The 24,247-nt window shown below is 67.8% G+C and carries 24 protein-coding genes and 1 tRNA gene; 13 read left to right on the forward strand and 12 right to left on the reverse strand.

Going from position 1 to position 24,247, the window contains the following annotated elements:
• Positions 1-296 precede the first annotated feature (296 nt).
• From zwf to eda, 5 genes are all read left to right on the forward strand, one after another.
• Positions 297-1,733, forward strand: coding sequence for a glucose-6-phosphate dehydrogenase (zwf, locus tag ACM2ZB_RS06550; RefSeq protein WP_416057908.1), 1,437 nt, complete (start codon positions 297-299; stop codon positions 1,731-1,733).
• Positions 1,730-2,737: a glucokinase gene (gene glk / locus ACM2ZB_RS06555; RefSeq protein WP_416057909.1), complete on the forward strand. Its 1,008-nt coding sequence runs from the start codon at positions 1,730-1,732 to the stop codon at positions 2,735-2,737. The genes zwf and glk overlap by 4 nt, the downstream gene beginning before the upstream one ends.
• Positions 2,734-3,456 carry a 6-phosphogluconolactonase gene (gene pgl, locus ACM2ZB_RS06560; RefSeq protein ID WP_313443306.1) on the forward strand — a complete coding sequence of 241 codons (723 nt, stop codon included), beginning with the start codon at positions 2,734-2,736 and terminating at the stop codon, positions 3,454-3,456. Before glk ends, pgl begins: the two co-directional genes overlap by 4 nt.
• A 57-nt stretch (positions 3,457-3,513) precedes the next feature.
• Positions 3,514-5,430, forward strand: a complete 1,917-nt coding sequence (gene edd / locus ACM2ZB_RS06565) for a phosphogluconate dehydratase (protein ID WP_416057910.1) — start codon at positions 3,514-3,516, stop codon at positions 5,428-5,430.
• Between the two features lie 231 nt (positions 5,431-5,661).
• Positions 5,662-6,321, forward strand: a complete 660-nt coding sequence (eda, locus tag ACM2ZB_RS06570; protein ID WP_416057911.1) for a bifunctional 4-hydroxy-2-oxoglutarate aldolase/2-dehydro-3-deoxy-phosphogluconate aldolase — start codon at positions 5,662-5,664, stop codon at positions 6,319-6,321.
• Positions 6,322-6,502: 181 nt separating this feature from the next.
• Here eda and ACM2ZB_RS06575 read toward each other — a convergent pair whose 3' ends face one another.
• The 3 genes from ACM2ZB_RS06575 to ispG form a co-directional block, all read right to left on the reverse strand.
• A complete protein-coding gene (locus ACM2ZB_RS06575) occupies positions 6,503-7,150 on the reverse strand; it encodes a response regulator (protein ID WP_313443310.1) in 648 nt (215 codons plus the stop codon).
• A 202-nt stretch (positions 7,151-7,352) separates the two neighbouring features.
• Positions 7,353-8,102, reverse strand: a complete 750-nt coding sequence (locus ACM2ZB_RS06580; RefSeq protein ID WP_313443312.1) for a phosphatase PAP2 family protein — start codon at positions 8,100-8,102, stop codon at positions 7,353-7,355.
• The gene (gene ispG / locus ACM2ZB_RS06585; RefSeq protein WP_313443313.1) at positions 8,083-9,348 is read right to left on the reverse strand and encodes a flavodoxin-dependent (E)-4-hydroxy-3-methylbut-2-enyl-diphosphate synthase; all 1,266 of its coding nucleotides are present in this window, start codon (positions 9,346-9,348) and stop codon (positions 8,083-8,085) included. Before ispG ends, ACM2ZB_RS06580 begins: the two co-directional genes overlap by 20 nt.
• A 114-nt stretch (positions 9,349-9,462) precedes the next feature.
• Between ispG and ACM2ZB_RS06590 the strand changes: the two genes are divergently transcribed.
• On the forward strand, positions 9,463-10,689 hold the full coding sequence (locus ACM2ZB_RS06590; protein WP_416057912.1) for an ATP-binding protein: 1,227 nt from the start codon (positions 9,463-9,465) through the stop codon (positions 10,687-10,689).
• Positions 10,686-11,249, forward strand: coding sequence for a response regulator transcription factor (locus tag ACM2ZB_RS06595; RefSeq protein WP_313443316.1), 564 nt, complete (start codon positions 10,686-10,688; stop codon positions 11,247-11,249). The genes ACM2ZB_RS06590 and ACM2ZB_RS06595 overlap by 4 nt, the downstream gene beginning before the upstream one ends.
• Before the next feature lie 146 nt (positions 11,250-11,395).
• Here the strand turns inward: ACM2ZB_RS06595 and pgi are convergent, their stop codons facing one another.
• The 6 genes from pgi to pcnB all read right to left on the reverse strand — a co-directional run bounded on the left by pgi (position 11,396) and on the right by pcnB (position 16,991).
• Positions 11,396-12,910: a glucose-6-phosphate isomerase gene (gene pgi, locus ACM2ZB_RS06600; protein ID WP_313443318.1), complete on the reverse strand. Its 1,515-nt coding sequence runs from the start codon at positions 12,908-12,910 to the stop codon at positions 11,396-11,398.
• On the reverse strand, positions 12,907-13,287 hold the full coding sequence (gene panD / locus ACM2ZB_RS06605; RefSeq protein ID WP_006432456.1) for an aspartate 1-decarboxylase: 381 nt from the start codon (positions 13,285-13,287) through the stop codon (positions 12,907-12,909). Before panD ends, pgi begins: the two co-directional genes overlap by 4 nt.
• Positions 13,288-13,429: 142 nt before the next feature.
• The gene (gene panC, locus ACM2ZB_RS06610) at positions 13,430-14,269 is read right to left on the reverse strand and encodes a pantoate--beta-alanine ligase (protein ID WP_416057913.1); all 840 of its coding nucleotides are present in this window, start codon (positions 14,267-14,269) and stop codon (positions 13,430-13,432) included.
• A complete protein-coding gene (gene panB, locus ACM2ZB_RS06615) occupies positions 14,266-15,081 on the reverse strand; it encodes a 3-methyl-2-oxobutanoate hydroxymethyltransferase (protein ID WP_108759494.1) in 816 nt (271 codons plus the stop codon). Before panB ends, panC begins: the two co-directional genes overlap by 4 nt.
• Positions 15,082-15,115: 34 nt before the next feature.
• Positions 15,116-15,601 (reverse strand): 2-amino-4-hydroxy-6-hydroxymethyldihydropteridine diphosphokinase, encoded by a 486-nt coding sequence (folK, locus tag ACM2ZB_RS06620; RefSeq protein ID WP_416057914.1) that lies wholly within the window; start codon positions 15,599-15,601, stop codon positions 15,116-15,118.
• A gap of 10 nt (positions 15,602-15,611) precedes the next feature.
• A complete protein-coding gene (gene pcnB, locus ACM2ZB_RS06625) occupies positions 15,612-16,991 on the reverse strand; it encodes a polynucleotide adenylyltransferase PcnB (protein WP_416057915.1) in 1,380 nt (459 codons plus the stop codon).
• Between the two features lie 49 nt (positions 16,992-17,040).
• On the opposite strand from pcnB, the gene ACM2ZB_RS06630 reads away from it, so the two are divergent.
• Positions 17,041-17,115 (forward strand) — tRNA-Glu (locus ACM2ZB_RS06630).
• Positions 17,116-17,476: 361 nt separating this feature from the next.
• Here ACM2ZB_RS06630 and ACM2ZB_RS06635 read toward each other — a convergent pair.
• Positions 17,477-18,901 (reverse strand): sugar porter family MFS transporter, encoded by a 1,425-nt coding sequence (locus tag ACM2ZB_RS06635; RefSeq protein ID WP_416057916.1) that lies wholly within the window; start codon positions 18,899-18,901, stop codon positions 17,477-17,479.
• Between the two features lie 188 nt (positions 18,902-19,089).
• Between ACM2ZB_RS06635 and fdxA the strand changes: the two genes are divergently transcribed.
• Entirely contained in the window at positions 19,090-19,413 is a 324-nt protein-coding gene (gene fdxA, locus ACM2ZB_RS06640) for a ferredoxin FdxA (RefSeq protein ID WP_313443328.1), read from the forward strand.
• 97 nt (positions 19,414-19,510) lie between these two features.
• Here the strand turns inward: fdxA and ACM2ZB_RS06645 are convergent, their stop codons facing one another.
• Positions 19,511-20,041, reverse strand: a complete 531-nt coding sequence (locus tag ACM2ZB_RS06645) for a hypothetical protein (protein WP_416057917.1) — start codon at positions 20,039-20,041, stop codon at positions 19,511-19,513.
• A gap of 32 nt (positions 20,042-20,073) precedes the next feature.
• Positions 20,074-20,967, reverse strand: coding sequence for a 4-hydroxy-tetrahydrodipicolinate synthase (gene dapA, locus ACM2ZB_RS06650; protein WP_416057918.1), 894 nt, complete (start codon positions 20,965-20,967; stop codon positions 20,074-20,076).
• A 163-nt stretch (positions 20,968-21,130) separates the two neighbouring features.
• Here dapA and ACM2ZB_RS06655 point away from each other — a divergent pair, with 163 nt between their 5' ends.
• The 4 genes from ACM2ZB_RS06655 to ACM2ZB_RS06670 all read left to right on the forward strand — a co-directional run bounded on the left by ACM2ZB_RS06655 (position 21,131) and on the right by ACM2ZB_RS06670 (position 24,242).
• Positions 21,131-21,691: a glycine cleavage system protein R gene (locus tag ACM2ZB_RS06655; RefSeq protein WP_005409051.1), complete on the forward strand. Its 561-nt coding sequence runs from the start codon at positions 21,131-21,133 to the stop codon at positions 21,689-21,691.
• A 92-nt stretch (positions 21,692-21,783) separates the two neighbouring features.
• Positions 21,784-22,263: a peroxiredoxin gene (locus ACM2ZB_RS06660; protein ID WP_313443335.1), complete on the forward strand. Its 480-nt coding sequence runs from the start codon at positions 21,784-21,786 to the stop codon at positions 22,261-22,263.
• Between the two features lie 84 nt (positions 22,264-22,347).
• On the forward strand, positions 22,348-23,748 hold the full coding sequence (locus ACM2ZB_RS06665) for a PhoH family protein (RefSeq protein WP_313443337.1): 1,401 nt from the start codon (positions 22,348-22,350) through the stop codon (positions 23,746-23,748).
• A complete protein-coding gene (locus tag ACM2ZB_RS06670; protein WP_416057919.1) occupies positions 23,745-24,242 on the forward strand; it encodes a hypothetical protein in 498 nt (165 codons plus the stop codon). The genes ACM2ZB_RS06665 and ACM2ZB_RS06670 overlap by 4 nt, the downstream gene beginning before the upstream one ends.
• Positions 24,243-24,247: the final 5 nt, after the last annotated feature.

Raw genomic sequence — 24,247 nt, forward strand, 5'->3', positions numbered from 1 at the left:
CCGATGGCAGTGATGATTGCGCGGCTGCCGCATGACGGCGACCACTGCAATCGAATACAGTTGCCCATTCTGCCATGTAAACGTTTTCACGTGGCACTATCCGAACGTCGGTGCGCGCCGACCTGCATCGATGGCCAGACGAAAGGTCATCGGCACAGTGGTTTCGAATGGAACGGTCACCCGGCCTGCCGGAAAACCGACCCCAGCGAGCCTCGGACAGACAGTAGCGCGGATGTCCCCTGAACCCAGCCATGAAGCGATTGACAACGATGTCACCCGGATCTGAAACTCGAGCGATGCACGACACCCTCTTCCTGTTCGGCGCCACAGGTGATTTGGCCCAGCGCTACCTGTTCCCTTCGCTGCTGCGCCTGCTGGGCGACGGCCTGCTGCCGGAGGATTTCCGCATCCGTGCGCTGGCCCTGTCCGGCCACGACACCGAAGCCTTCCATGACATCCTGCGCCCGCGCCTGCAGCAGGCCATGCCCATGGCCAGCCAGGACGACATCGCCGCGCTGCTGCGCCGCATCGATTACCGCTCGGTCGACCTGCGTGATGTCGATTCGGTCGCCGCCGCGGTCTCCGATCTGGTCGACCGCCGCTGCGTGAGCTACCTGGCCATTCCGCCGGGCCTGTACATCTCCACCTGCGAAGGCCTGGCCAAGGGCGGCGCGCTGGCCTCGCCGGCCCGCCTGATGCTGGAAAAGCCGATCGGCAGCGACAGCGAAAGCGCCGAGGAGATCATCACCACCATCGGCCAGTGGATCGACGAAGACCGCGTGTTCCGCCTGGACCATTACCTGGGCAAGGCCGCGGTGCAGAACCTGATCGCGCTGCGCTTCGGCAACACGCTGCTGGAAGCGGTGTGGAACCGCAACTACATCGAGTCGGTGCACATCCTGGTGGCCGAGAGCGAAGGCGTGGACGGCCGCGATGCCTATTACGCCCGCTCCGGCGCGCTGCGCGACATGGTACAGAGCCATATCCTGCAGCTGCTGTGCATGGTGGCCATGGAGCCGCCGGCATCGCTGGAAGCCGACCGCATCCGCGACGAAAAGGTGAAGGTGCTGCGCGCCCTGCGCCCGCTGGATGCCAAGCATGCCGCCCGTGACAGCGTGCGCGGCCGCTACACCGCCGGCACCATCAACGGCCAGCCGGCCCAGGCCTACCAGCCGCCGGAAGGCAGCGACGTGGAAACCTTCGCCGGCGTCACCGCGCACATCGACAACTGGCGCTGGAGCGGCGTGCCGTTCCACCTGGTCACCGGCAAGCGCCTGCCCGAGCGCACCACCCGCGTGGTGGTCACCCTCAAGCCGGTCACCCACTGGCTGTTCGAGCGCCCGCAGCGTGCGCAGGCCGCACCGAACCGCCTGGTGTTCCAGCTGCAGCCGCAGGAAAACATCGAACTGGGCCTGATGAGCAGCCTGGCCGGCCCGGAATGGGGCGCGCTGGAACTGCACCCGCTGGAGCTGGAGCTGTCGGTGCCGACCGGCCTGCACCGCCGCATCGCCTACGAGCGCCTGTTCCTGGATGCCTTCAACGGCAACCACACCCTGTTCGTGCGCGATGACGAAGTGCGCGCGGCCTGGGCCTGGATCGACAGCGTGGCCGATGCATGGAAGGCCGCCAAGCTGCCGCTGGAGCCCTACCCGGCCGGCCAGTGGGGCCCGGACAACGCGACCGATTTCCTGCCGCAGGGCGTGGATGCACCGGACCGCGGAGCGTCGGCATGAGTGCCGGCAGCCAGCCGGTGCTGGTCGCCGATATCGGCGGCACCAACGCCCGTTTCGCCCTGGCCGACACCTCGCTGGACGCGCCGCTGCAGAAGGACAGCATCCGCGAATACGCGGTGGCCGAGTTCCCTTCGCTGGGTGATGCGGCCCGCCATTACCTGGAACAGGCCGGTGCCAGCGCGCGCCGCGGTGTGTTCGCCGTGGCTGGCCGCGTGGACGGCGATGAAGCGCGCATCACCAACCACCCGTGGGTGATCTCGCGCAGCCGCACCGCCGCCATGCTCGGCTTCGACGAACTGCACCTGATCAACGACTTCGCCGCCCAGGCGATGGCCGTGGCCCTGCTGCAGCCGCATGACGTGATCCAGATCGGTGGCGCGCACTGGACCCCGGCCGCGCCGGGCGAGTCGCGCAACTACGGCGTGATCGGTCCCGGCACCGGCCTGGGTGTCGGCGGCCTGATCGTGCGCCACGGCCGCAGCTATCCGCTGGAAACCGAAGGTGGCCACGTCAGCTTCCCGCCGGGCACGCCGGAAGAAATCCGCATCCTGGAAATCCTGTCCGAGCAGTTCGGCCGGGTCTCCAACGAACGCCTGATCTGCGGCCCCGGCCTGGTCAACATCCACCGCGCCGTGTGCGAGATGGCCGGTTTCGATCCGGGCCAGCTGCAGCCGGTCGACGTCACCGCCCGCGCCGCCCTGGGCGACCCGCAGGCGATGCGCACGGTGGACGTGTTCTGTGCGGTGTTCGGCGCCATCGCCGGCGATCTGGTGCTGGTGCAGGGCGCCTGGGATGGCGTGTTCCTGACCGGCGGCCTGGTGCCGAAGATGCTCGACTCGCTGCAGCACTCCGGTTTCCGCCAGCGCTTCGAGCACAAGGGCCGGTTCTCTTCGATCATGGCACGGGTGCCGTCGCTGGCGATCATGCACCCCTGCCCCGGGCTGCTGGGCGCCGCCGCCTATGCCGCCGACGCTGAACGTGACGCCCCAGGAGTTGCCGCATGAGCCCGATCTTCCACGACGACCGCATCGACTTCATCAGCCACGGCGATGCCGATGGCTGGATCGAGGCCGTGGCCGCCGAAATGGCGCAGGCGATCAACCAGGACATCAATGAAGTGGGCCGTGCCCGCATCCTGCTGTCCGGCGGCACCACGCCGGCACCGGTGTACCAAGCGCTGGCCGAACTGGACGTGCTGTGGGACCGGGTGGAAGTGAGCCTGGCCGATGAGCGCTGGCTGTCGCCGCAGGATCGCGACAGCAACGCCTGGCTGGTGCGCGAGCACCTGCTCAAGCGTGCCGAAGGTGCGCACTTCGATCCGCTGGTGCGCATCGGCAAGCCGCTGCCCGAGTGTGTATACACCGCCAATCTGCAGGCCCAGCACAGCCAGGCGCCCAGCGTGGTGGCCCTGGGCATGGGCAACGATGGCCACACCGCTTCGCTGTTCCCGGGCTCGAAGGACCTGGCCCGCGCCCTGGAAAGCACGCTGCCCTACGCGGCGCTGGACGCCACCGGCTGCCCCGGTGCCAACCAGTGGCCGCTGCGCATCACCCTGACCCCGCGTGGCCTGGGCCAGTGCCGCCAGCGCCTGCTGCTGCTGCGCGGCAAGCAGAAGCTGCAGGTCCTTCGCCAGGCGTTGGACAGCAACGATGCCCAGCAGTACCCGATCCTCAACGCGATCAACCTGGACGGCGCGCGCCTGCGCGTGCACTGGGCTGATTGATGTCGGCGGCGGCGCCCACCGCCGCCAGCCACCCGCCACCTTGAACGCCGGTAGCCAATGAGCCTCCATCCGCAACTGCAAGCCATCACCGATCGCGTCATCGCCCGCAGCGCCGCTTCGCGGGCCGCCTACCTGGCCGCGATCGACGCCGCCCTGCGCGATGGCCCGTTCCGCAGCCGCCTGAGCTGCGGCAATCTCGCCCACGGCTTCGCCGCCTGTGGCGGCACCGACAAGAGCCGCCTGCGCGGTGGCGTGACGCCCAACCTGGGCATCATCACCGCCTACAACGACATGCTGTCGGCGCACCAGCCGTTCGAAACCTATCCCGAGCAGATCCGCGCGATCGCCCGTGAACTGGGTGCCACCGCACAGGTGGCCGGCGCGGTGCCGGCGATGTGCGACGGCGTGACCCAGGGCCGTGGCGGCATGGAACTGTCGCTGTTCTCGCGCGATGTGATCGCCCAGGCCACGGCCATCGGCCTCAGCCATGACATGTTCGACACCACCATCCACCTGGGTGTGTGCGACAAGATCGTGCCGGGTCTGCTGATCGGCGCACTGGCCTTCGGCCACCTGCCGGCGGTGTTCGTGCCGGCCGGCCCGATGACCCCGGGCATCCCCAACAAGCAGAAGGCCGAAGTGCGCGAGCGCTATGCGGCCGGTGAAGCCACCCGCGAAGAACTGCTGGAAGCCGAGTCCGCCTCGTACCACGGCGCTGGCACCTGCACCTTCTACGGCACCGCCAATTCCAACCAGGTACTGCTGGAAGCGATGGGCGTGCAGCTGCCGGGCGCCTCGTTCGTCAACCCGGATACGCCGCTGCGCGATGCGCTGACCCGCGAAGCCACCGAGCGTGCGCTGGACATCACCGCGCTGGGCGACGATTTCCGTCCGCTGGGCCGCATCATCGACGAGCGCGCGATCATCAACGCGGTCATCGCGCTGATGGCCACCGGCGGTTCGACCAACCACACCATTCACTGGATCGCCGTGGCCCGCGCCGCCGGCATCGTGCTGACCTGGGACGATTTCGACGAGCTGTCGCAGCTGATCCCGCTGCTGGCCCGCGTCTATCCGAACGGCGAGGCCGACGTGAACCGCTTCGCCGCGGCCGGTGGCCCGGCGTTCGTGTTCGGCGAACTGATCAAGGCCGGCCTGATGCATGGCGATATCGTCAGCGTGGCGCGCGGCGGCATGGCCGACTACGCGCGCGAGCCGCAGCTGCGCGACGGCAAGCTGGTGTACCTGCCGGGCCTGGAACGCAGCGCCGATGAAGAAGTGGTGCGCAGCGTCGACAACCCGTTCGAACACCAGGGTGGCCTGCGCCTGCTGCGCGGCAACCTGGGCAAGTCGCTGATCAAGCTGTCGGCGGTGAAGCCGCAGTACCGCACCATCGAGGCACCGGCCGTGGTGGTCGATGCGCCGCAGGTGCTGAACAAGCTGCATGCCGGTGGCCTGCTGCCCGAGCATTTCGTGGCGGTGGTGCGTTATCAGGGCCCGCGTGCGAACGGCATGCCGGAACTGCATTCGCTGGCGCCGCTGCTGGGCCTGCTGCAGAACCAGGGCCGGCGCGTGGCGCTGGTCACCGACGGTCGTCTTTCCGGCGCCTCGGGCAAGATTCCGGCGGCGATCCACGTGACGCCGGAAGCAGCGCGCGGTGGCCCGCTGGCCAAGGTGCGCGAGGGCGACATGATCCGCCTGGACGGTGAAGCCGGCACGCTGGAAGTGCTGGTGGATGCGGCCGAGTGGGCGGCACGTTCGCTGGCGCCGAATACGGCGCCGGCGGCGCATGACCTGGGGCGCAACCTGTTCGCGATCAACCGTCGTGTGGTGGGTCCGGCGGACCAGGGGGCGATTTCGATTTCGTGTGGGCCGGCGGCGGCGGATGGTGGGCCGTGGGATTACGATTCGGAGTATGAGCTGGGGCATGATGCGGCGGCTGCGGCGGCGCCGCATGAGGCCAAGGACGCCTGAGTTGTTGAAAGAGCGCTGCGGGTTTGTTGCGGCGGTGAGTCTCCTGGTTGAGGGCGCGGTCAGCCCCAGCCGGGACACGCCGTGAACCCATCCATGGGGCTCGTAGGCGCCATCCATGGCGCCTGCGGTCCCGGCTGGGGCTGACCGCGCCCTCCTGACACTCTCCGGCGCATCAGTGCCGCGAAGTGATCACTGAAAATCAAATTCGAAAGCAAAGGCAGAAGCAGAGCTATGGGTATCGAACAACATCAGGTGAAGGCGGCGGAGTTGCTGCATGCGGCGGGGATTCTGCCGGTGGTGACGATTCATACGCTGGACCAGGCGCGGGCAGTGAGTGCGGCGCTGCTGGAAGGCGGGCTGCCGGCCATCGAGCTGACGCTGCGGACGCCGGTGGCGATGGAAGCGTTGGCGATGCTCAAGCGTGAGCTGCCCGATGTGGTGGTGGGTGCGGGCACGGTGCTGACCGTGGAGCAGATGCAGCGGTCGATCGATGCGGGCGCGGATTTCCTGGTGACGCCGGGTACGCCGCCGGTGCTGGCCGATGCACTGGCCGCGGCGCCATTGCCGGTGGTGCCGGGTGCGGCCACGCCGACCGAGCTGCTGTCGCTCTATGCGCGTGGGTTCCGGGTGTGCAAGCTGTTCCCGGCCACGGCCGTGGGTGGCCTGGCGATGATCAAGGGTCTGGCCGGCCCGGTGGCCGACCTGAAGCTGTGCCCGACCGGTGGCATCACCGAAAACACCGCCGCTGAGTACCTGGAGCAGAAGAACGTGGTCTGCATCGGTGGCTCGTGGATGGTGCCGGGCAACTGGATCGCCGACGGCGAATGGGACAAGGTACGCGCCAGCGCCGCCGACGCCGCGAAGATCATCAAGCGCGTCCGCGGCCACTGAGCCCAATCCAGGTGTAGAGCCGAGCCCACGCTCGGCTCCGCGCCAGCGGACCGGAAAGCAGCCGAGCATGGGCTCGGCTCTACAGAATCAAGCTCGTCCGCGGTGGCGGCGCACGGAAACTGCCCGTGGCCCTGCGAATCCTGCCGCACACCGCGAGGGGTTGCGCCGCTGGCCGAAACCCTTACAGCGGCCGCGCCGGATCCACCAACCCGTACTGGCTCGCCATCCGCGCCAACGCGATGTTGTCGTGGATCCCCATCTTCTCGAACAACCGCGCCTTGTGCGTGTTCACCGTCTTCGCACTCAGGCTCAGGCGCCGCGCAATGTCTTCCTGCCGCAGGCCCTGGGTCAGCAGCAGCGCCACTTCCAGCTCGCGCGGCGACAGCGTATCGAACGGCGAGGCATTGCCTTCCACCGTGGACAGCGCCAGGTTCTGCGCGATGCTGGTACCGAGGTAGCGGCGGCCGCCGGCCACGTCACGTACCGCACGCAGCAGTTCCTGCGCATCGCAGCCCTTGCCGATGTAACCGGCCGCGCCGGCTTCCAGCAGGCGCTTGGGCAGCGGGCCGTCTTCCAGCACCGACACGATCACCACCCGGGTGGTGCGATGGCCGCGGACGATGCGCTCGGTCACTTCCATGCCGCTGACGCCCGGCAGGTGCAGGTCGCACAGCACCACGTCCGGCAGCAGCTGGCGGATCTCGCGCAGGGCGTCTTCGCCGGTCTCGGCTTCGCCCACCACTTCGATGTCGGTTTCACCCGACAGGATCATCTTCATCCCGGTGCGGACCAGTGCGTGGTCATCCACCAGGTAGACTCGAATCGTCATTCACGTACCTCTTCGAATGCGGCCATTGCGGATCAACCTAGGCAAGGGCGCACCACCATCGCAAGCGCCGCAGTTGCGCAGAAACGGCATTCTGCCCCGCGCATCACAGTCTTCGCCCATCGATCGTGCCCCCTGGCCCGCATGACCCGTTACATCGAAACAACCTGCCCATTACGTAGACGCCCCGGGAGGGGCATCCGCGTCACTCCCCTGTTGCGATCGCTTCGCTGGCCGTCGCTGGCGGCGAACCGTGATGTCGCCATGGATGCCGGCGACTGAACATGACCAGATAGCACCCTACCACCCAAACCAGCGCGGCACACCATCCGGCCAGGATATCGGACGGGTAATGCACCCCCAGGTACACCCGTGAAATGCTGACCAGCAGGCTGAACGACGGCGCCAGCAGCAGTACCGGCCAGCGCCAGCGGGTATTCCAGGCCAGCAGTACCAGGGTCATGGCCAGGGTCATCGTGCCCATCGCATGGCCGCTGGGGAAGCTGAACGTCGATTCCGGCGCGATCGATTCCCACAGGCTGGGCCGCTCGCGCTGGAAGAACTGCTTGCTGCCCATGTTCAGCAGCGCCGACCCGACGAAGCACACCGCCACGAAGGTGGCCTCGCGCCAGCGGCGGCGCCACAGCAGCAGGCCGACGATCAGCACGTCGGCGGGAATCAGCAGCCACTCGTAGCCCAGCTTGGACAGCAGCACGAAGAAACGGTCCAGCCACGGCGAATGCAGCCCGTGCATCTGCCACAGCAGCGGGGCGTCGAAGTGGAAGGACTCGAACTCGTGGACTTCATCGGCCAGGGTGACAAAGCCGGCCAACGGCAGCAGCACGCCGGCGAACAGCAGCACCAGGCGCCAGGCATTGCGCCCCATCCAGTGGCGGAAGCCGGACGCTCGTTCCGGCGCGGCCAGGATTGCCGGCTTACCCGGCGATCCGGACATACTTCTGTTCGACGTATTCGTCGATCAGGGCAACGAATTCCTGGGCAATGTTGTCACCGCGCAGGGTCACCTTCTTCTCGCCATCGACGAATACCGGCGCGGCCGGCGTTTCGCCGGTACCCGGCAGGGAAATACCGATGTTGGCGTGGCGCGACTCGCCCGGCCCGTTGACGATGCAGCCCATCACCGCCAGGGTCATGTTCTCCGCACCGGGGTGCTGCACCTTCCACAGCGGCATCTTTTCGCGCACGTGGTTCTGCACGACCTTGGCCAGTTCCTGGAAGAACTCGGAGGTGGTCCGGCCACAGCCGGGGCACGCCGTGACCAGCGGGGTGAAGGCACGCTGGCCGGTGGTCTGCAGCAGTTCCTGGGCGACGATCACTTCCTGCGTGCGCGACTGGCCCGGCTCGGGCGTCAGCGAAATGCGGATGGTGTCGCCGATGCCTTCCTGCAGCAGCACGCTCAGCGCCGCCGCCGAAGCGACGATGCCCTTGCTGCCGATACCGGCCTCGGTCAGGCCCAGGTGCAGGGCGAAATCCGAGCGCTGGGCCAGGTCGCGGTAGACCGCGATCAGTTCCTGCACGCCGCTGACCTTGGCCGACAGGATGATGCGGTCACGCGGCAGGCCGATTTCCACGGCCTGTTCGGCCGAATCCAGCGCCGAGCGGATCAGCGCCTCGCGCAGCACGCGGCCGGCATCCCAGGGCTGTTCGCGATGGTTGTTCTCGTCCATCAGCTTCGCCGCCAGGGCCTGATCCAGCGAGCCCCAGTTGGCACCGATGCGCACCGGCTTGTTGTAGCGGATGGCGAATTCGATCAGCTGGGCGAACTGCAGATCCTTCTTCTTGCCAAAGCCCACGTTGCCCGGGTTGATGCGGTACTTGGCCAGCGCCTCGGCACAGGCCGGCTCGGCGGTCAGCAGCTGATGGCCGTTGTAGTGGAAATCGCCGATCAGCGGGACGTCGATGCCCATCATCGCCAGCTTGTCGACGATGCGCGGGATGGCCGCCGCCGCTTCCACGGTATTGACGGTCAGGCGCACCATTTCCGAACCGGCCCGCCACAGCTCGGCCACCTGCTTCACGCTGGAGGCCACGTCGGAGGTGTCGGTGTTGGTCATCGACTGCACAACCACCGGCTTGCCGCCCCCTACGGTGACCCCGCCGATCTGGACGGCATGGGTCTGGCGACGGGACCAGGCGGTGGCATCGGAGGGTTGGGTCGGGCGGGTGACGGCGTCGTGCATGGGCGCATTCTACCGCCCGCCCCTGCATTCCGGGCGATTCCCATTCAGCCGTCGGCACGTCTGCGGCCGATTGTCGCAGGCAGGTTGCCCGGTGAACGCATACGATGGTCGGGCATGACCGGTCCCGACGCCCCCTTCCTACGCACCCTGTGCAGCCTGCGCTGGCTGGCCGTGGCCGGCCAGGCCGCGACCATCCTGGTGGCCACCTGGGTACTGGGCCTGCCATTGCCGCAGCTGCCGCTGTGGGCCGGCGTGGCCGTGCTGGCCGTGTTCAACCTGTATACGCAGCTGCGACCGGAACCGGACGACACGGCACCGCTGACCGCGTTCGGCCACATCCTGGTCGACGTCATCATCCTGACCTGGATGGTCGGCTGGAGCGGCGGCATCGCCAACCCGTTCGGCTCGCTGTTCCTGATCCTGATCGCCCTGGCCGCCTTCGCCCTGCCCCTGCGCTGGGCGCTGGCCGTGGCCACCGCGTGCCTGCTCGGCTACGCCGCCAGCGGCCTGTTCGGGCAGCCGCTGCCCAGCGGCTACTTCAACACCCTGGACCTCAACCGCTGGGGCGTGGTGGCCAACTTCCTGCTGTCGGCGGCGGTGGTGCTGACCTTCTCCACGCGCCTGGCCATCGCCCTGCGCCAGCGCGAACTGGAACTGTCGGCACTGCGCGAGCGCTTCGCCCGCAACGAAGGCATCGTCGCCCTGGCCACCCACGCCGCCTCGGTGGCGCACGAGCTGAACACCCCGCTGGCCACCATGACCCTGCTGGCCGACGACGTGGCCGAGCGCAGCGAAGAACCGGAGGTGCGCGAGGACATGGAAACCCTGCGCGAGCTGCTGGTGCAGTGCCGTGAGCGCGTACTGGCGCTGGCCGCGCCGGCATCGGCCGACGGCCCCGGCCGAACGGCATCCACCGCCCAGCAGGTGCTGGAACAGTGGCGCCTGGTGCGCCCGACCATCGACCTGCACCGCAACGACGATGCCCCGCTGCGCCTGCCGCTGGACCCGGGCGTGGGCCACCTGCTGATGGTGCTGTTGAACAATGCCGCCGATGCCGGCGAACAGGCCGGCCGGCCGCGCGTGGACCTGGACCTGCGCATCGAAGGCGAGGACCTGATCGGCGAGGTGCGCGATTACGGCCACGGCTTCAACGCGCGCGCCGCGGTACTGCCGGGCAAGCTGTTCGGCAGCAGCAAGAGTGAAGGCATGGGCGTCGGCCTGGCCCTGTCCCATGCCACGATCGAACGCCTCGACGGCGAGATGTGGATGCGCCCGGCCCAGGGGGCCGGCAGTCGCGTCGGCTTCCGCCTGCCGCTGGCTCCACGCGAGGAAACCCCATGAGCGCTTCAACCCTCGGCCTGCTGGTCGACGACGACGAACTGTACCTGCGCACGCTGCAGCGCAGCCTGGCCCGCAAGGGGCTTGAAACCCAGACCGCGCAGGACGCGGCCAGCGCGCTGTCGCTGGCCCGCCAGCACCCGCCGGCCTTCGCCCTGATCGACCTGAAGCTGGGCAGCGATTCCGGCCTGGCGCTGATCCAGCCACTGCGCGCCCTTCGCGCGGACATGCGGATCCTGCTGGTGACCGGCTATGCCAGCATCGCCACCGCGGTGGAGGCGATCAAGCTGGGGGCGGATGATTACCTGCCGAAGCCGGCCACCGTGCCGATGATCCTGCGGGCGCTGGGCGAGGAAGACGATGGCCCGGCCGATGACGGCGAAATGGAAGTGCCCGACGCGATGACGCCGATCAGCCGGCTGCAGTGGGAACACATCCAGCAGGCGATGCACGAGACGGGCGGCAACGTGTCGGCCGCGGCACGCCTGCTGGGCATGCACCGGCGATCGCTGCAGCGCAAGCTGGCCAAGCGGCCGAGCCCGGAACGCGACCCGAGCCGCTGACGCGGCGAATCCGCCGGGCATGGCCCGGCGCTACCGGACGGTCACTACGTTCGCCGGGCATGGCCCGGCGCTACCGACTTGTAGAGTCGAGCCATGCTCGACCAAGCGTACAAGGCAGTCGAGCATGGCTCGACTCTACAGACACCTCAGCGCTTCAGCTGCGCCAGGATCTCGCGGGTCATCGGATCGGCCACCGCCACATCCTCGCCCTGCAGCGCCGGCAGCAGGCCGCTGGCCAGCTGCTTGCCCAGTTCGACACCGAACTGGTCGAAGGCGTTGATGTTCCAGATGACCGACTGCACGTACACCGCGTGTTCGTACATGGCGATCAGGGCACCCAGCGCCTGCGGGGTCAGCGCGTCGAGCAGGATCAGCGTGCTCGGGCGGCCGCCCGGGTAATCACGGTGCGGATCATCGCTGCTCTGGCCGTTGGCCAGAGCCTCGGTCTGCGCCAGCAGGTTGGCCATCAGCGCCTGGTGATTGACCGTATACGGATCATCGTTGTGCACGCAGCCGATGAAATCGGCCGGGATGATGCTGGTGCCCTGGTGCAGCGCCTGGAAGAAGCTGTGCTGCACATCGGTGCCCGCCCCGCCCCACCACACCGGCACGGTGTCGGTGGTGACCGGCTGGCCGTCGCGCTGCACGCGCTTGCCCAGGCTTTCCATCACCAGCTGCTGCAGGTAGGCCGGCAGCAGTGCAAGGCGCTGGTCGTAGGTCATCACCGCGTGCGTGGCATGGCCCAGCAGGTTGCGGTTCCAGATGTCGGTCAGGCCGTGCAGCACCGGCAGGTTGCGCTCCAGCGGCGCGTCCAGCGCATGCGCGTCCATCTGCGCGGCGCCTTCCAGCAGCTGTTCGAAACGCTCGAAACCAATCGCCAGCGCAATCGGGAAACCCACTGCCGACCACAGCGAATAACGGCCGCCCACCCAGTCCCACATCGGCAGCACGCGATCAGCGGCGATGGCGAAGGCCTTGGCCGCACGCTCCGGGTTGGCGCTGACCGCGTACAGGCGATCACTGCCGCCCAGCCAGTCGTGCAGGATCTGCCCGTTGAGCAGGGTTTCCTGGGTACCGAAGGTCTTGGAGATGAGGATGCCAGCGGTCTTGGCCGGATCCAGCGTGGCCAGCGTGCGCTGCATGGCAGCGCCGTCCACGTTCGACACGAAATGCACGCGCAGGCGCGCACCGCTGACCGGGCGCAGCGCATCGGCCACCAGGCGCGGGCCGAGATCGGAACCGCCGATGCCGACGCTGACCACGTCGGTCACGCCGCTGTCTTCCAGCGCGCGCACCAGCACGCCCATGCGCTGGCGGATTCCGCGTGCGGTGGCATAGGCCTCGGCCGCCACCGGCGCGTCGACCACGTCGCCACGCAGCGCGGTATGCAGCGCGGCGCGGCCTTCGGTCAGGTTGACCTGCTCGCCACGGAACAGACGGGTGATGGCACCGCCGACATCACGGTCGGCGGCCAGTGCCAGCAAGGCCTGCAACGCGGCGGCATCGTATTTCTGCCGGGCGAAGTTGACGTACAACGGACCGACCCGCAGCGCCAGGTCCTGCACGCGGCCGGGTTCGGCGGCGAGCAGGCTGGGGATGCTTGCGCCCTTCAGGCGCTGGGCGTGGGAATGCAGCGAGTCGAATCCGTTGTTCGTTGTCATGCGGCCTGGGTCGGGATCGTGTCGTTGGTGTGGGTGATCTGGTTGTTGCCGTCCACGTACACCAGCTTCGGCTTGAAGCTGTCCGCTTCCTGCTCGGTCATGCTGGCAAACGCAGCGATGATGATGATGTCACCGACCTGCACGTGGCGTGCAGCGCCACCGTTGAGCGACACCACGCCGCTGCCGGCTTCGGCACGGATGGCGTAGGTCGAGAAGCGCGCACCGTTGGTCACGTCCCAGATGTGCACCTGCTCGAACTCACGGATGCCGGTGGCAGCCAGCAGGTTGTCGTCGATGGCGATCGAGCCTTCGTAGTTCAGCTCGGAATGGGTAACGGTGGCGCGGTGGATCTTGGTCTTCAGCAGGGACAGATGCATGGCACGGCACAACGCAAAGGAAAGCGGGGATTCTAGCACCCGCGCAGCGCGGGGCATCACGGCCGGCAACCCGTTCAGGTAGCAGGCTGGAAGTGGGGTCAGAGCCCTTTCCCACAGGGAAAGGGATCCGACCCCGCAGGCATCAGAATTCCAGGTTGTCGATCAACCGGGTGCTGCCCAGGCGGGCGGCGATCAGCGCCACCCGGCCGCCACCGTCGAAGGTCGGCTCGGCCAGCTCGGGGGTGCGCAGCACTGCGTAGTCGACCTGGAAGCCGGCGGCCTGCAGCGCCGCGGTGGCATCGGCCTCGATCTGCGCACGCGTCTGCCCGGCCACGTACCCCTCGCGCATGCCCAGCAGAGTGCGGTGGAGGGTGGTCGCCAACGGGCGCTGGGCGGCATCCAGGTACTGGTTGCGCGAGCTCTTGGCCAGGCCATCGTCGTCACGCACGATCTCCGCGCCGACAATCTGGATCGGGAACGACAGCTCGGCCACCATCTGCTTGATCACGGCCAGCTGCTGGTAGTCCTTGCGGCCGAACACGGCCACATCCGGCTGCACCTGCAGGAACAGGCGCGCCACCACCGTGCAGACGCCATCGAAGTGGCCCGGGCGGCTGGCGCCTTCCAACACTTCGCTTACGCCCGGGGCGTGCATCTGCGTGGTCTTGTCCACGCCCAGCGGATACATCGCCTCGACGCTGGGCAGCCATACCGCATCGCAGCCGACCTGCTCCAGCCCGGCCACGTCGGCCTCGGGCGTGCGCGGGTAGCGGCTGAAGTCCTCGTTCGGCCCGAACTGGGTCGGGTTGACGAAGATGCTGGCCACCACCTTGTCGGCGTACTGGCGCGCCAGGGTCACCAGCGAATGGTGGCCCCCGTGCAGGTTGCCCATGGTCGGCACCAGCGCCACGCGCAGGCCCTGCTGTTTCCACTGGCCGATCTGCTCGCGCAGGGCGCCAAGCTCGTTGAAGGTCTGGATCATTGGGCGTAGGCGTGCTGTTCGTCGGGGAAGCTGCCGTCGCGCACGGCGTCGGCGTAGGCGCGGGTGGCACCGGCCACCGAACCACCTTCGGCCAGGAAGTCCTTGACGAACTTCGGCCGGCGATGGCCGCTGTCCAGGCCAATGAAATCGTGCAGCACCAGGACCTGGCCATCGCAGTGCGGGCCGGCACCGATGCCGATGGTCGGCACGTCGACAGCGGCGGTCACTTCGGCGGCGACCGGGGTCGGCATGCACTCCAGCACGATCAGCGCGGCACCGGCAGCGGCCACGGCCTTGGCGTCTTCCACCAGCTGGCGCGCGGCATCGCCACGGCCCTGGATCTTGAAGCCGCCCAGGCGCAGCACCGACTGCGGGGTCAGGCCCAGGTGCGAGCAGACCGGAATCTCACGCTCGACCAGGTAGCGCACGATGTCGACCTTGAAGCCGGCACCTTCAATCTTGACCATCTCCGCGCCAGCCTGCAGCAGCTGCAGCGAGGCATCCAGCGCACGTTCCGGCGTGGCATCGGCCCCGAACGGCAGGTCGGCCACCAGCAGCGCACGCTGCAGCACGCGGGACACCGCGCGGGTGTGGTAGACCATGTCGGCCACGGTCACCGGCAGGGTCGAATCATGGCCCTGCACCACCATGCCCAGCGAATCGCCGATCAGGATCAGGTCGACGCCGTTGGCATCGAAAGTGCGGGCGAAGCCGGCGTCGTAGGCGGTCAACATGACCAGCTTCTGGCCATTGCGCTTGGCTTCGGCCAGGGCGGGAACGGTCCAGGGCTTGCTGTCTGCGTGGGTGCTCATGTGCTGATAACCGGGGGAGATAACCCGGGCATTATCACCCTATCGGCGCGATCCCGCAGGCATCAAGCCGCACCACTGCATCCTGCACGCGTCCATGGCCGGGAATGGCCAGATCCGGTGCGATTTCGGCCAACGGCACTAACACGAAGGCACGTTCGTGCAGGTAGGGATGCGGCACCTGCAGGCCAGGCTGGTCCAGCACCTGATCGCCATACAGCAGCAGGTCCAGGTCCAGCGCGCGCGGCCCCCAGTGCACGGCAGGGTCGCGCACACGGCCGAACTGCTGTTCCAGTGCCAGCATCGCCTGCAGCAACGGCTCGGCCGGCAGGTCCGTTTCGACCGATGCCACCGCGTTGACGAACGGTGGCTGGTCTTCATTGCCCCATGCCGGGGTGGCATACAGGCGCGAGGCCTGCCGCAGGCGGGTGCCGGGCAGGCCGTCCAGCGCGGCAATGGCGGCGGCGACCGTGGCCGCCGCGTCGCCCAGGTTGGCACCCAGGCCGATCCACGCAAGGGTCATGGCCTGCCCGTTACTCGGCAGCGCTGCCAGCGGCTGCACCGGGGCGGCGGCGACGGCGGCGACGCTTGCGCGGTGCCCCGCCCTCGTCATCACCGCCTTCTGCATGCATGGCATCCAGCGAGGATTCCAGGTCATGGCCGGACTGCGCCTGCGCCTCACGCCAGAACGCCACATCGGCCTCGTGTTCGGCCGACGCCACCTGGCGCAGGGCCAGGAAATCGAACGCGGCACGGAAGCGCGGATGGGTCAGGGTGCGGAACACTCGCTTGCGCTGGCGCGAACCGAAGCGCGACTGCAGCAGCCAGATTTCCTGCATCGGCAGCGAGAAGCGGCGCGGCAGGGCGATGGTGCTCAGCTGCTGCACGGTGACGCGGTCGGCGGCACGGCGCTGCGCCTCTTCCGGTGCCACGCCCTGCTTGAGCAGGGACGCCTGGGCGCGGCAGTACGCCGGCCACAGCAGCAACGCGAACAGGAACGCCGGCGATACCGGTTCATCGTTGGCCACGCGCGCATCGGTGTTGGCCAGGCCTTCCACCAGCATGCGGCGCAGCGCGCCGGTGCGGTTGGACTTCAGCGCTTTGCCGCTTTCCGGGAACAGGACTTCGAACAGGCCATAGCGTTCCAGGCCTTCGAAGCTGGCCACGCCGTGCCCGGACAGGAACAGCTTCAGCACTTCCTCGAACAGGCGCGCCGGCGCGGCTTCGTTGAGCAGGCCGGCCAGCTGCGGGATCGGCGCGGCGGTGCCCTCTTCGATCTGGAAACCAAGCTTGGCCGCCAGGCGCACGGCGCGCAGCATGCGCACCGGGTCTTCCTGGTAGCGCTGCACCGGATCGCCGATCAGCTTCATCAGGCGTGCCTGCACGTCCTCGAAGCCACCGGTGTAGTCGCGCACCGAGAAATCCTCGATGGCGTAGTACAGGGCGTTGCAGGTGAAATCGCGGCGGACGGCATCGTCTTCGATGGTGCCGTACACGTTGTCGCGCACGAGCATGCCGTTTTCCATTTCGCGGTCGCCGCTGCCGTCATCGCTGTTGGCACGGAACGTGGCCACTTCGATGATCTCGCGGCCGAACACCACGTGGGCCAGGCGGAAACGGCGACCGATCAGGCGGCAGTTGCGGAACAGCTGCTTGACCTGTTCGGGCGTGGCATCGGTGGCCACGTCGAAATCCTTGGGTTGGCCATTGACCAGCAGATCGCGCACCGCGCCGCCGACAAGGTAGGCGCCGAAGCCGGCATCGCGCAGGCGATAAAGCACGCGCAGGGCGTTCGGGCTGATGTCCTTGCGGGAGATCGTGTGCTGGTCGCGCGGGATGACGCGCAGGCTGAACGGTGATGGAGCAGGGGAAATGATGTTGGCGCTTCCGGTTGAAGTTTCGGGATTGCCCAATGGCATCGAGGTGCATATACTAGCGCTCCTGCCTCGGCAGCGACACACTGCTCCCTTCGTCTAGTGGTTAGGACGTGGCCCTCTCAAGGCTAAAACAGGGGTTCGAGTCCCCTAGGGAGCACCAGTCGCCACTGCAGGAACCGAAAAAGCCCGCCCTCGCGCGGGCTTTTCTGTTTTCCGGGGTTTGTGGTTTCGGGTGGTTGGTCGTTGTGGCGCCTCTTTGCTATCGGCTTGAGCCGGCGGGGCCCTTCGGGCCAGGACACGCCGCAAACCCATCCATGGGGGCTCGATGGCGCCATCCATGGCGCCAACGGTCCTGGCCCGAAGGGCCCCGCCGTCTCTGGACGGTTTCCTGCCCGCCGCGGCAAGCGTCGATCACTGCTTCGCAGCTTCCGCACACACCGTGGAACTGTCAGGAGGGGGCAGGCCGCCCTCCCCCACGTAGCCGGGAGGCGCGAACGGATCGCCTCCGAAGCCGAGGCCCTTCAGCCTTCCATCTGCTCCAGCTCCTTGCCCTTGGTCTCGCGCACGTAGCGGACCACGAAGAAGATCGAGAGCACCGCAGCGACCGTGTAGATGCCGTAGGCCCCGGCCAGTCCGATGCCGGCCAGCAGCATCGGGAAGGTCACGGTGATGGCGAAGTTCGACGTCCACTGCGCCGCGCCGGCCACCGCCAGCGCCGGGCCGCGGATCTGGTTGGGGAACATCTCGCCCAGCATCACCCACATCACCGGGCCCCAGGACATGTTGAAGAACACCACGTAGACGTTGGCCGCCACCAGCGCCAGGCGCCCCATGCCATCGGACAGCTGCAGGCGCCCATCCACCAGGCTGCCGCTGGCGAAGGCCACCACCATCAGCACCAGCGCCACCGACATGCCCACCGACCCCACCCACAACAGCGGCTTGCGGCCGATGCGGTCGATCAGCACCACCGTCAGCAGGCAGGCGCCGATGCTCAACGCGCCGGACAACACGTTGATCAGCAGCGCATCGCTTTCGGAGAAGCCCACGGCCTGCCACAGCACCGCGCCGTAATAGAACACCACGTTGATGCCCACCAGCTGCTGGAACATCGCCAGACCGATGCCCACCCATACGATCGGGCGCAGCTTGCCGGTGGCCGTGTTCAACAGATCGCCGAAGCGCGGCTTGTGCTGGTCCTGCGACAGGCTGGACTCGATCTCGGCCTGCTTGGCCGCAGCCGCCGCCTGCCCGTACAACCGTGCCAGCACTGCCCTGGCCTGCGCCTGGCGGCCCTTCATCACCAGGAAGCGCGGGCTTTCCGGAATCACCAGCAGCAGCACCAGGAACAGCGCCGAGGGCAGCGCCTGCATCCAGAACATCCAACGCCAGGCTTCGTGGCCCAGCCACAGCGGCTCGGTGGATGCACCGGCCGCGCGGGCCAGCAGGTAGTTGCTGAGGAAGGCGGCAAACAGGCCGCAGATGATCGCCATCTGCTGCACCGTGGCCAGCCGGCCGCGGTAGCGCGCCGAGGCCACTTCAGCGATGTAGGCCGGCGACATCACGCTGGCCGCACCTACGGCGAAGCCGCCCAGCACGCGCGCGGCCACGAACAGCCACGACGCGTGCGCCGCGCCGGCGCCCAGCGCCGACAGCAGGAACATCAGGGCCGCGACGATCAGGACGCCACGGCGCCCCAGCCGATCCCCCAGCCAGCCGGCCAGGAACGCGCCGATCGCGCAGCCCAGCAGCATCGAGGCGACCTCGAAGCCCAGCGCGGCCTCGCTGGAATTGAAGGCCTGGCGCAGGCCGTCGACCGTGCCGTTGATGACGCCGCTGTCGAAGCCGAACAGGAAGCCCCCCAGGGTGGCCACGCAACTGATCAGGACGATGAAGGCGGTGTTCTCGCCACCGTGGGCGGCGGCACCGGTCTGGGCTGGGGTCATGGACGATCCTGCTGGAATGGGAAGGCGGCCGCGCACGACCGGGCTGACGGCGCAGCGTCGCACAGCGCCGCGACCACGCCAATGGGCCGTGCCCCAAGGCTTGGCGGCCCCTCCCCGCCCCCGGGCCGACAGCGGGGCCCAACCTGTTCTAGAATTGGCGGGTTCAGTAAGCGATTCCAGCCCCGCCCATGCCCTTTGTCGTCACCGAAAACTGCATCAAGTGCAAACACACCGATTGCGTGGAAGTGTGCCCCGTGGATTGCTTCCACGAAGGCCCCAACTTCCTGGTGATCGATCCGGACGAGTGCATCGACTGCACCCTGTGCGAGCCGGAATGCCCGGTCAATGCGATCTTCCCGGAGGACGATGTTCCTGCCGGCCAGGAGGCGTTCGTGGCGCTCAATGCCGAGCTCGCCAAGGAGTGGCCGGTGCTGACCGTGCGCAAGGACCCGCCCGCCGATGCCGGTGAGTGGGACGGCAAGCCGGACAAGCTGAAGCTGCTGGAGCGCTGAGAAGCCGCCGTTGCAGCAACGAAAAAGGGCGCCGATGGCGCCCTTTTCGTAGGTAGCGCCGGGCCCTGCCCGGCGGAACCATGACACAGACCGGCGCTTACGGCGCCAGCTTGGCCTTCAGCGCGGCGATCAGCTTCACCGGGGCCTCGGCGGTGGCCGGCAGGCCACGCGGGTCGACCGCGGAAATGTAGGCACCGGCATCGACGGCGACCACGCGGACCAGGAAGTTGCTGCCTTCATAGGCCACGTCGTAGGAACCCAGCAGCTGCGCGCGGCTGGCGATGGTCACGCCTTCCACGCCTTCCAGCGCCGTGCCGACCTTGCCGAAGGCATCGTCCTTGCTGCCCGGAATGGTGAAGCCGGTGTTGCCCGCAGCCGGAGCGGCGGCGGCACCTGCGGCAGCCGCCGGGGCGGCCGGCTTGGTGGCCGAGCTGAGCGCCGGCACCTGGTTGCCACCGGCGCCGGCCGGCACGTTCAGGTCCGGCGGGACTTCCAGCGGACGCATTTCCGGGGCCAGGGCGTAATCACCCTTGGCACCGCGCTTGAAGCAACCGGTGGTGCCAGCGGCCACGGCGACGGCAAGCAGGGCGTAGGACAGCACGCGGACAGTGGAAACGGATTGACGCATGTGAATCTCCAGGATCAGGCCACGACGACAGGTCAGTGGCTGGAAAGGGCTTCAAGGGCGGCGATGTCGCCGGCGAGGTGGTCGGCGGCCGGCTGGTGTGCGGCCGAAAGCGGCAGCAGCGGCAGGCGCAGGTCATGGCCGATGCCGATGCGGCGCAGCAGCGCCTTGACCGGAATCGGGTTCGGCTCGACGCCGCAGAAGTCATGGAACGGCTGCAGGCGCGCATCCCAGGATTCAGTCGCGTCGTGTTCGTGGGCGGCGGCCAGCGCGCACATGCGGCGGTAGGCGCCCGGCAGCACGTTGGAACCCACCGAGATCAGGCCGGCCATGCCGGCCTGGATCGAGCGCGCGGCGGTGCCGTCGTCGCCGCTGAGCACGGCGAAGTCCGGGCCGGCCAGGGCCAGCAGCGCCTGCACCCGGCCGGTGTCACCCACCGCTTCCTTGATGGCGACGATGTTCGGGTGGCTGGCGAGCTCGGCCACGGTGTCCGGCTGCATGTCACAGCCGGTGCGGCCGGGCACGTTGTACAGCACCACCGGCAGGCCGCCCTGGTCGGCCACCGCGCGGTAGTGCGCGATCAGGCCGGCCTGGGTGGGCCGCACGTACGGCGGGGTCACCACCAGGGCATGGGTGGCGCCGAGCGCGGCGGCGCGGCGGGTCTGCTCGATGGTCTTGGCGGTGCCGGACAGGCCGGTGCCGGCCAGGACGGGCACGCGGCCGGCAATGCGCTCGACCGCGCTGGCCAGCAGCTGGTCGTATTCCGCATCGGACAGGGTGGCGGCCTCGCCGGTCGAGCCGGCGACGACGACGCCCTGGACGCCGCCCTCCAGCTGCAGGTGCAGCAGGCGCTGCCAACCGTCGGGGTCGAGGGAGCCGTCGGCCCGGAACGGGGTCGCCAGCGCGGTGATGAGGCCAGAAAGGGACAAGGACGTGCTGCTCTTGGCTGGGGAGGGAGACGCCCGCCACGACAGGCCGGGGGCACCTGAATGTTACTTGCGGCGCGAAAGCACGGGCAAGTATGCTGGACACCGGTGGATTCCCGCCCCCGGCGGGCATTCAGACTCACCCATAGCATTACCCGGAATCGCCTTGACCGACACCACCCCGCGCCCCGCGCCGAGCGAAAACCACCTCCTGATCAACGCCTATACGACGCATCCGGAGTCCCCCCTGCTGTCCGTCACCCGCCGCATCGCCGACAGCGGCTGCAACCTGGTGGACGCTCGGCTGGCCACGGTCGGCCGCGATGTCTCGGTCACCGCCCTGGCGACCGGCTCCTGGGATTCGGTCGCCAAGCTGGAAGCGATGCTGACCCGGCTCGAGCGCGAAGAAGGCCTGAAGCTGGTCTGGTACCGCACCGCCGCCAAGCAGGCGCAGTCCAACCTGCTGCCGTACATCGTGGAAGTGATCGCCGCCGACAAGCCGGGCATCCTGTTCCAGCTGGCCGATTTCTTCGACCGCCAGGGCATCACCATCGAGAACCTGCAGAGCACGCGCTACCGCGCCATGCAGACCGGTGCCGAGATGTTCAGCGCGCAGGTCACCATCGGCGTGCCGGCCAACATGCACATCGCTGCGCTGCGCGACGATTTCCTCGAGTTCTGCGACCACCTGAACCTGGACGCGATCATGGACCCGATGAAGTTCTGAATGAATTCCTGATTTTTTCGCGCGTCCCTCACGGGCGCGTGGCGTTTCATGCAATTGTCGTAGAAACAACCCAGGCTCGACAGAAGGACCTCATGAACAACGGCGATACCCTGGACAGCACCACCCTTTCCCTGCCGCTGGCCCTGTCCGGCGGCGACCAGGCCACCCTCGGCGACTACGCCGGCCAGTGGCTGGTGCTGTACTTCTACCCCAAGGACAGCACCCCCGGCTGCACCACCGAAGGCATCGACTTCAACGCGCTGCTGCCGGCATTCAAGAAGGCCGGTGCCGTCGTGCTCGGCGTCTCCCGCGATTCGGTCAGATCCCACGATAATTTCTGCGCCAAGCAGGGGTTCAATTTCCCGCTGGTCAGCGATGGCGACGAAGCGCTGTGCACCGCCTTCGACGTGATCAAGATGAAAAACATGTACGGCAAGCAGGTACGTGGCATCGAACGCAGCACCTTCCTGATTTCCCCTGACAGCCAGATCGTGCAGTCCTGGCGCAAGGTCAAGGTCGCCGGCCATGCCGACGCCGTGCTCGCCGAACTGAAGGCCGCCCAATCCAAGTGAGTCCCACCGCCCACTGTGTCCGCCACCACCCTGCCCTGCAGCAGGTCGAGGTGGTTTTTCCCTGTCCGTAACCAGGAAATGACGATGACCCGAGGCAAGCGCATCTACGTGCTGGATACCAACGTGCTGATGCACGATCCCACCGCGCTGTTCAAATTCGAGGAACATGACGTCTACCTGCCCATGCAGGTGATCGAGGAGCTGGACAACGGCAAGAAGGGTACTTCCGAAGCGAGCCGCAATGCCCGCCAGGTCAGCCGCTTCCTCAACGAGCTGGTGCAGGAGTCGGGCCTGGACAACCTGGCCGACGGCATTGCGCTGCAGCGCCCGAACGGCCTGCAGCTGCGCGGCAAGCAGAGCGCCGGCAAGCTGCGCTTCCAGACCAGCCATTTCGACGCGGGCAAGAGCTTCGGCAAGGTCATCCCGGACAACGCCATCCTCGGCGCGATCCTGGCGCTGAAGGAAGAAACCCCGGACCTGCCGGTGGTGTTCGTTTCCAAGGACATCAACCTGCGGATCAAGGCCGCCATCGCCGGCATCGTGTCCGAGGATTACGAGAACGACCGCGCGCTGGATGATTTCAGCCTGCTCTACACCGGCGCCACCGAGCTGCCGGAAGACTTCTGGAAGCGCCACGGCGAAGACCTGCGCAGCTGGAGCGACAAGGGCCGCACGCATTACGAAATCCTCGCCCAGGACGGCGAAGAGTGGTACCCGAATCAGTACGTCTACCTGCCCGGCGAGGACGAGGTCGAGCTGCGCGTCAGCCGCGTGGTCGGCGATGGCAAGGTGGTGCTGTCGCTGGTCGATGATTTCCGCCACGGCAGCCACGCCGTGTGGGGCATCAGCGCGCGCAACCGCGAACAGAACTTCGCGCTCAATGCACTGATGGACCCGGAGATCGACTTCGTCACCCTGCTCGGCACCGCCGGCACCGGCAAGACCCTGCTGGCGCTGGCCGCCGGCCTGGCGCAGACCATGGACCAACAGCGTTACCGCGAGATCATCATGACCCGCGCCACGGTGAGCGTGGGCGAGGACATCGGCTTCCTGCCCGGTACCGAGGAAGAAAAGATGACGCCGTGGATGGGCGCGCTGACCGACAACCTGGAAGTGCTGACCCACAACCAGGAAGGCGGCACCTGGGGCCGCCAGGCCACCAACGACCTGCTGGCCAGCCGCATCAAGATCCGCTCGATGAACTTCATGCGCGGCCGCACCTTCCTGTCGCGTTACCTGATCCTGGACGAGGCACAGAACCTCACCCCGAAGCAGATGAAGACCCTGATCACCCGTGCCGGCCCCGGCACCAAGATCGTCTGCCTGGGCAACGTCGAACAGATCGACACCCCGTACCTGACCGAGACCACCTCGGGCCTGACCTACGCGGTGGACCGCTTCAAGAACTGGCCGCATAGTGCGCACATCACCCTGCGCCGTGGCGAACGCTCGCGCCTGGCCGATTACGCTTCGGAGGTGTTGTGAACCGTTGCACCCGCCTGCTGCTGCCCACGGCTGCGATCGCCCTCGCAGCCGCACTGGGTGCATGCACCACCACGCGCGGCCCGGCCAGCATGCCGACCGCCGAACGCACCGGCCAATCCTGGGTGGTCACCCGCCCGGTCATCGCCGCGCAGGTGCTGGACACCTGCTCGCGCACCAGCCCCGGCCGCGAGGCCGGGCGGGTGACCGGTTACTGGGCACCAAGCCGGCAACAGATCGACCAGCTGGAAGCGAAGCTGTCCACGCTGGAAGCACAGGTGCCGCACGTACTGGACTTCGACCGCCAGTACGTGGGCATCGAAAGCGCCGGCAAGCGGCTGATCTACATCAACGCCTTCCCGCACAGCGACAGCGACGTGAATCCCGCGCGCGAAGCGATGCGTGTCTGTGATGGCGGCGCGCAGTTCTGGGGCGCAGTGTTCGACCCGGCCAGCAACACCTTCAGCGACCTGCAGTTCAACGGCGGCTTCGACTGACCTGA

Origin of the sequence: Stenotrophomonas maltophilia (assembly GCF_047782825.1) — a bacterium.
Lineage (GTDB): Bacteria > Pseudomonadota > Gammaproteobacteria > Xanthomonadales > Xanthomonadaceae > Stenotrophomonas.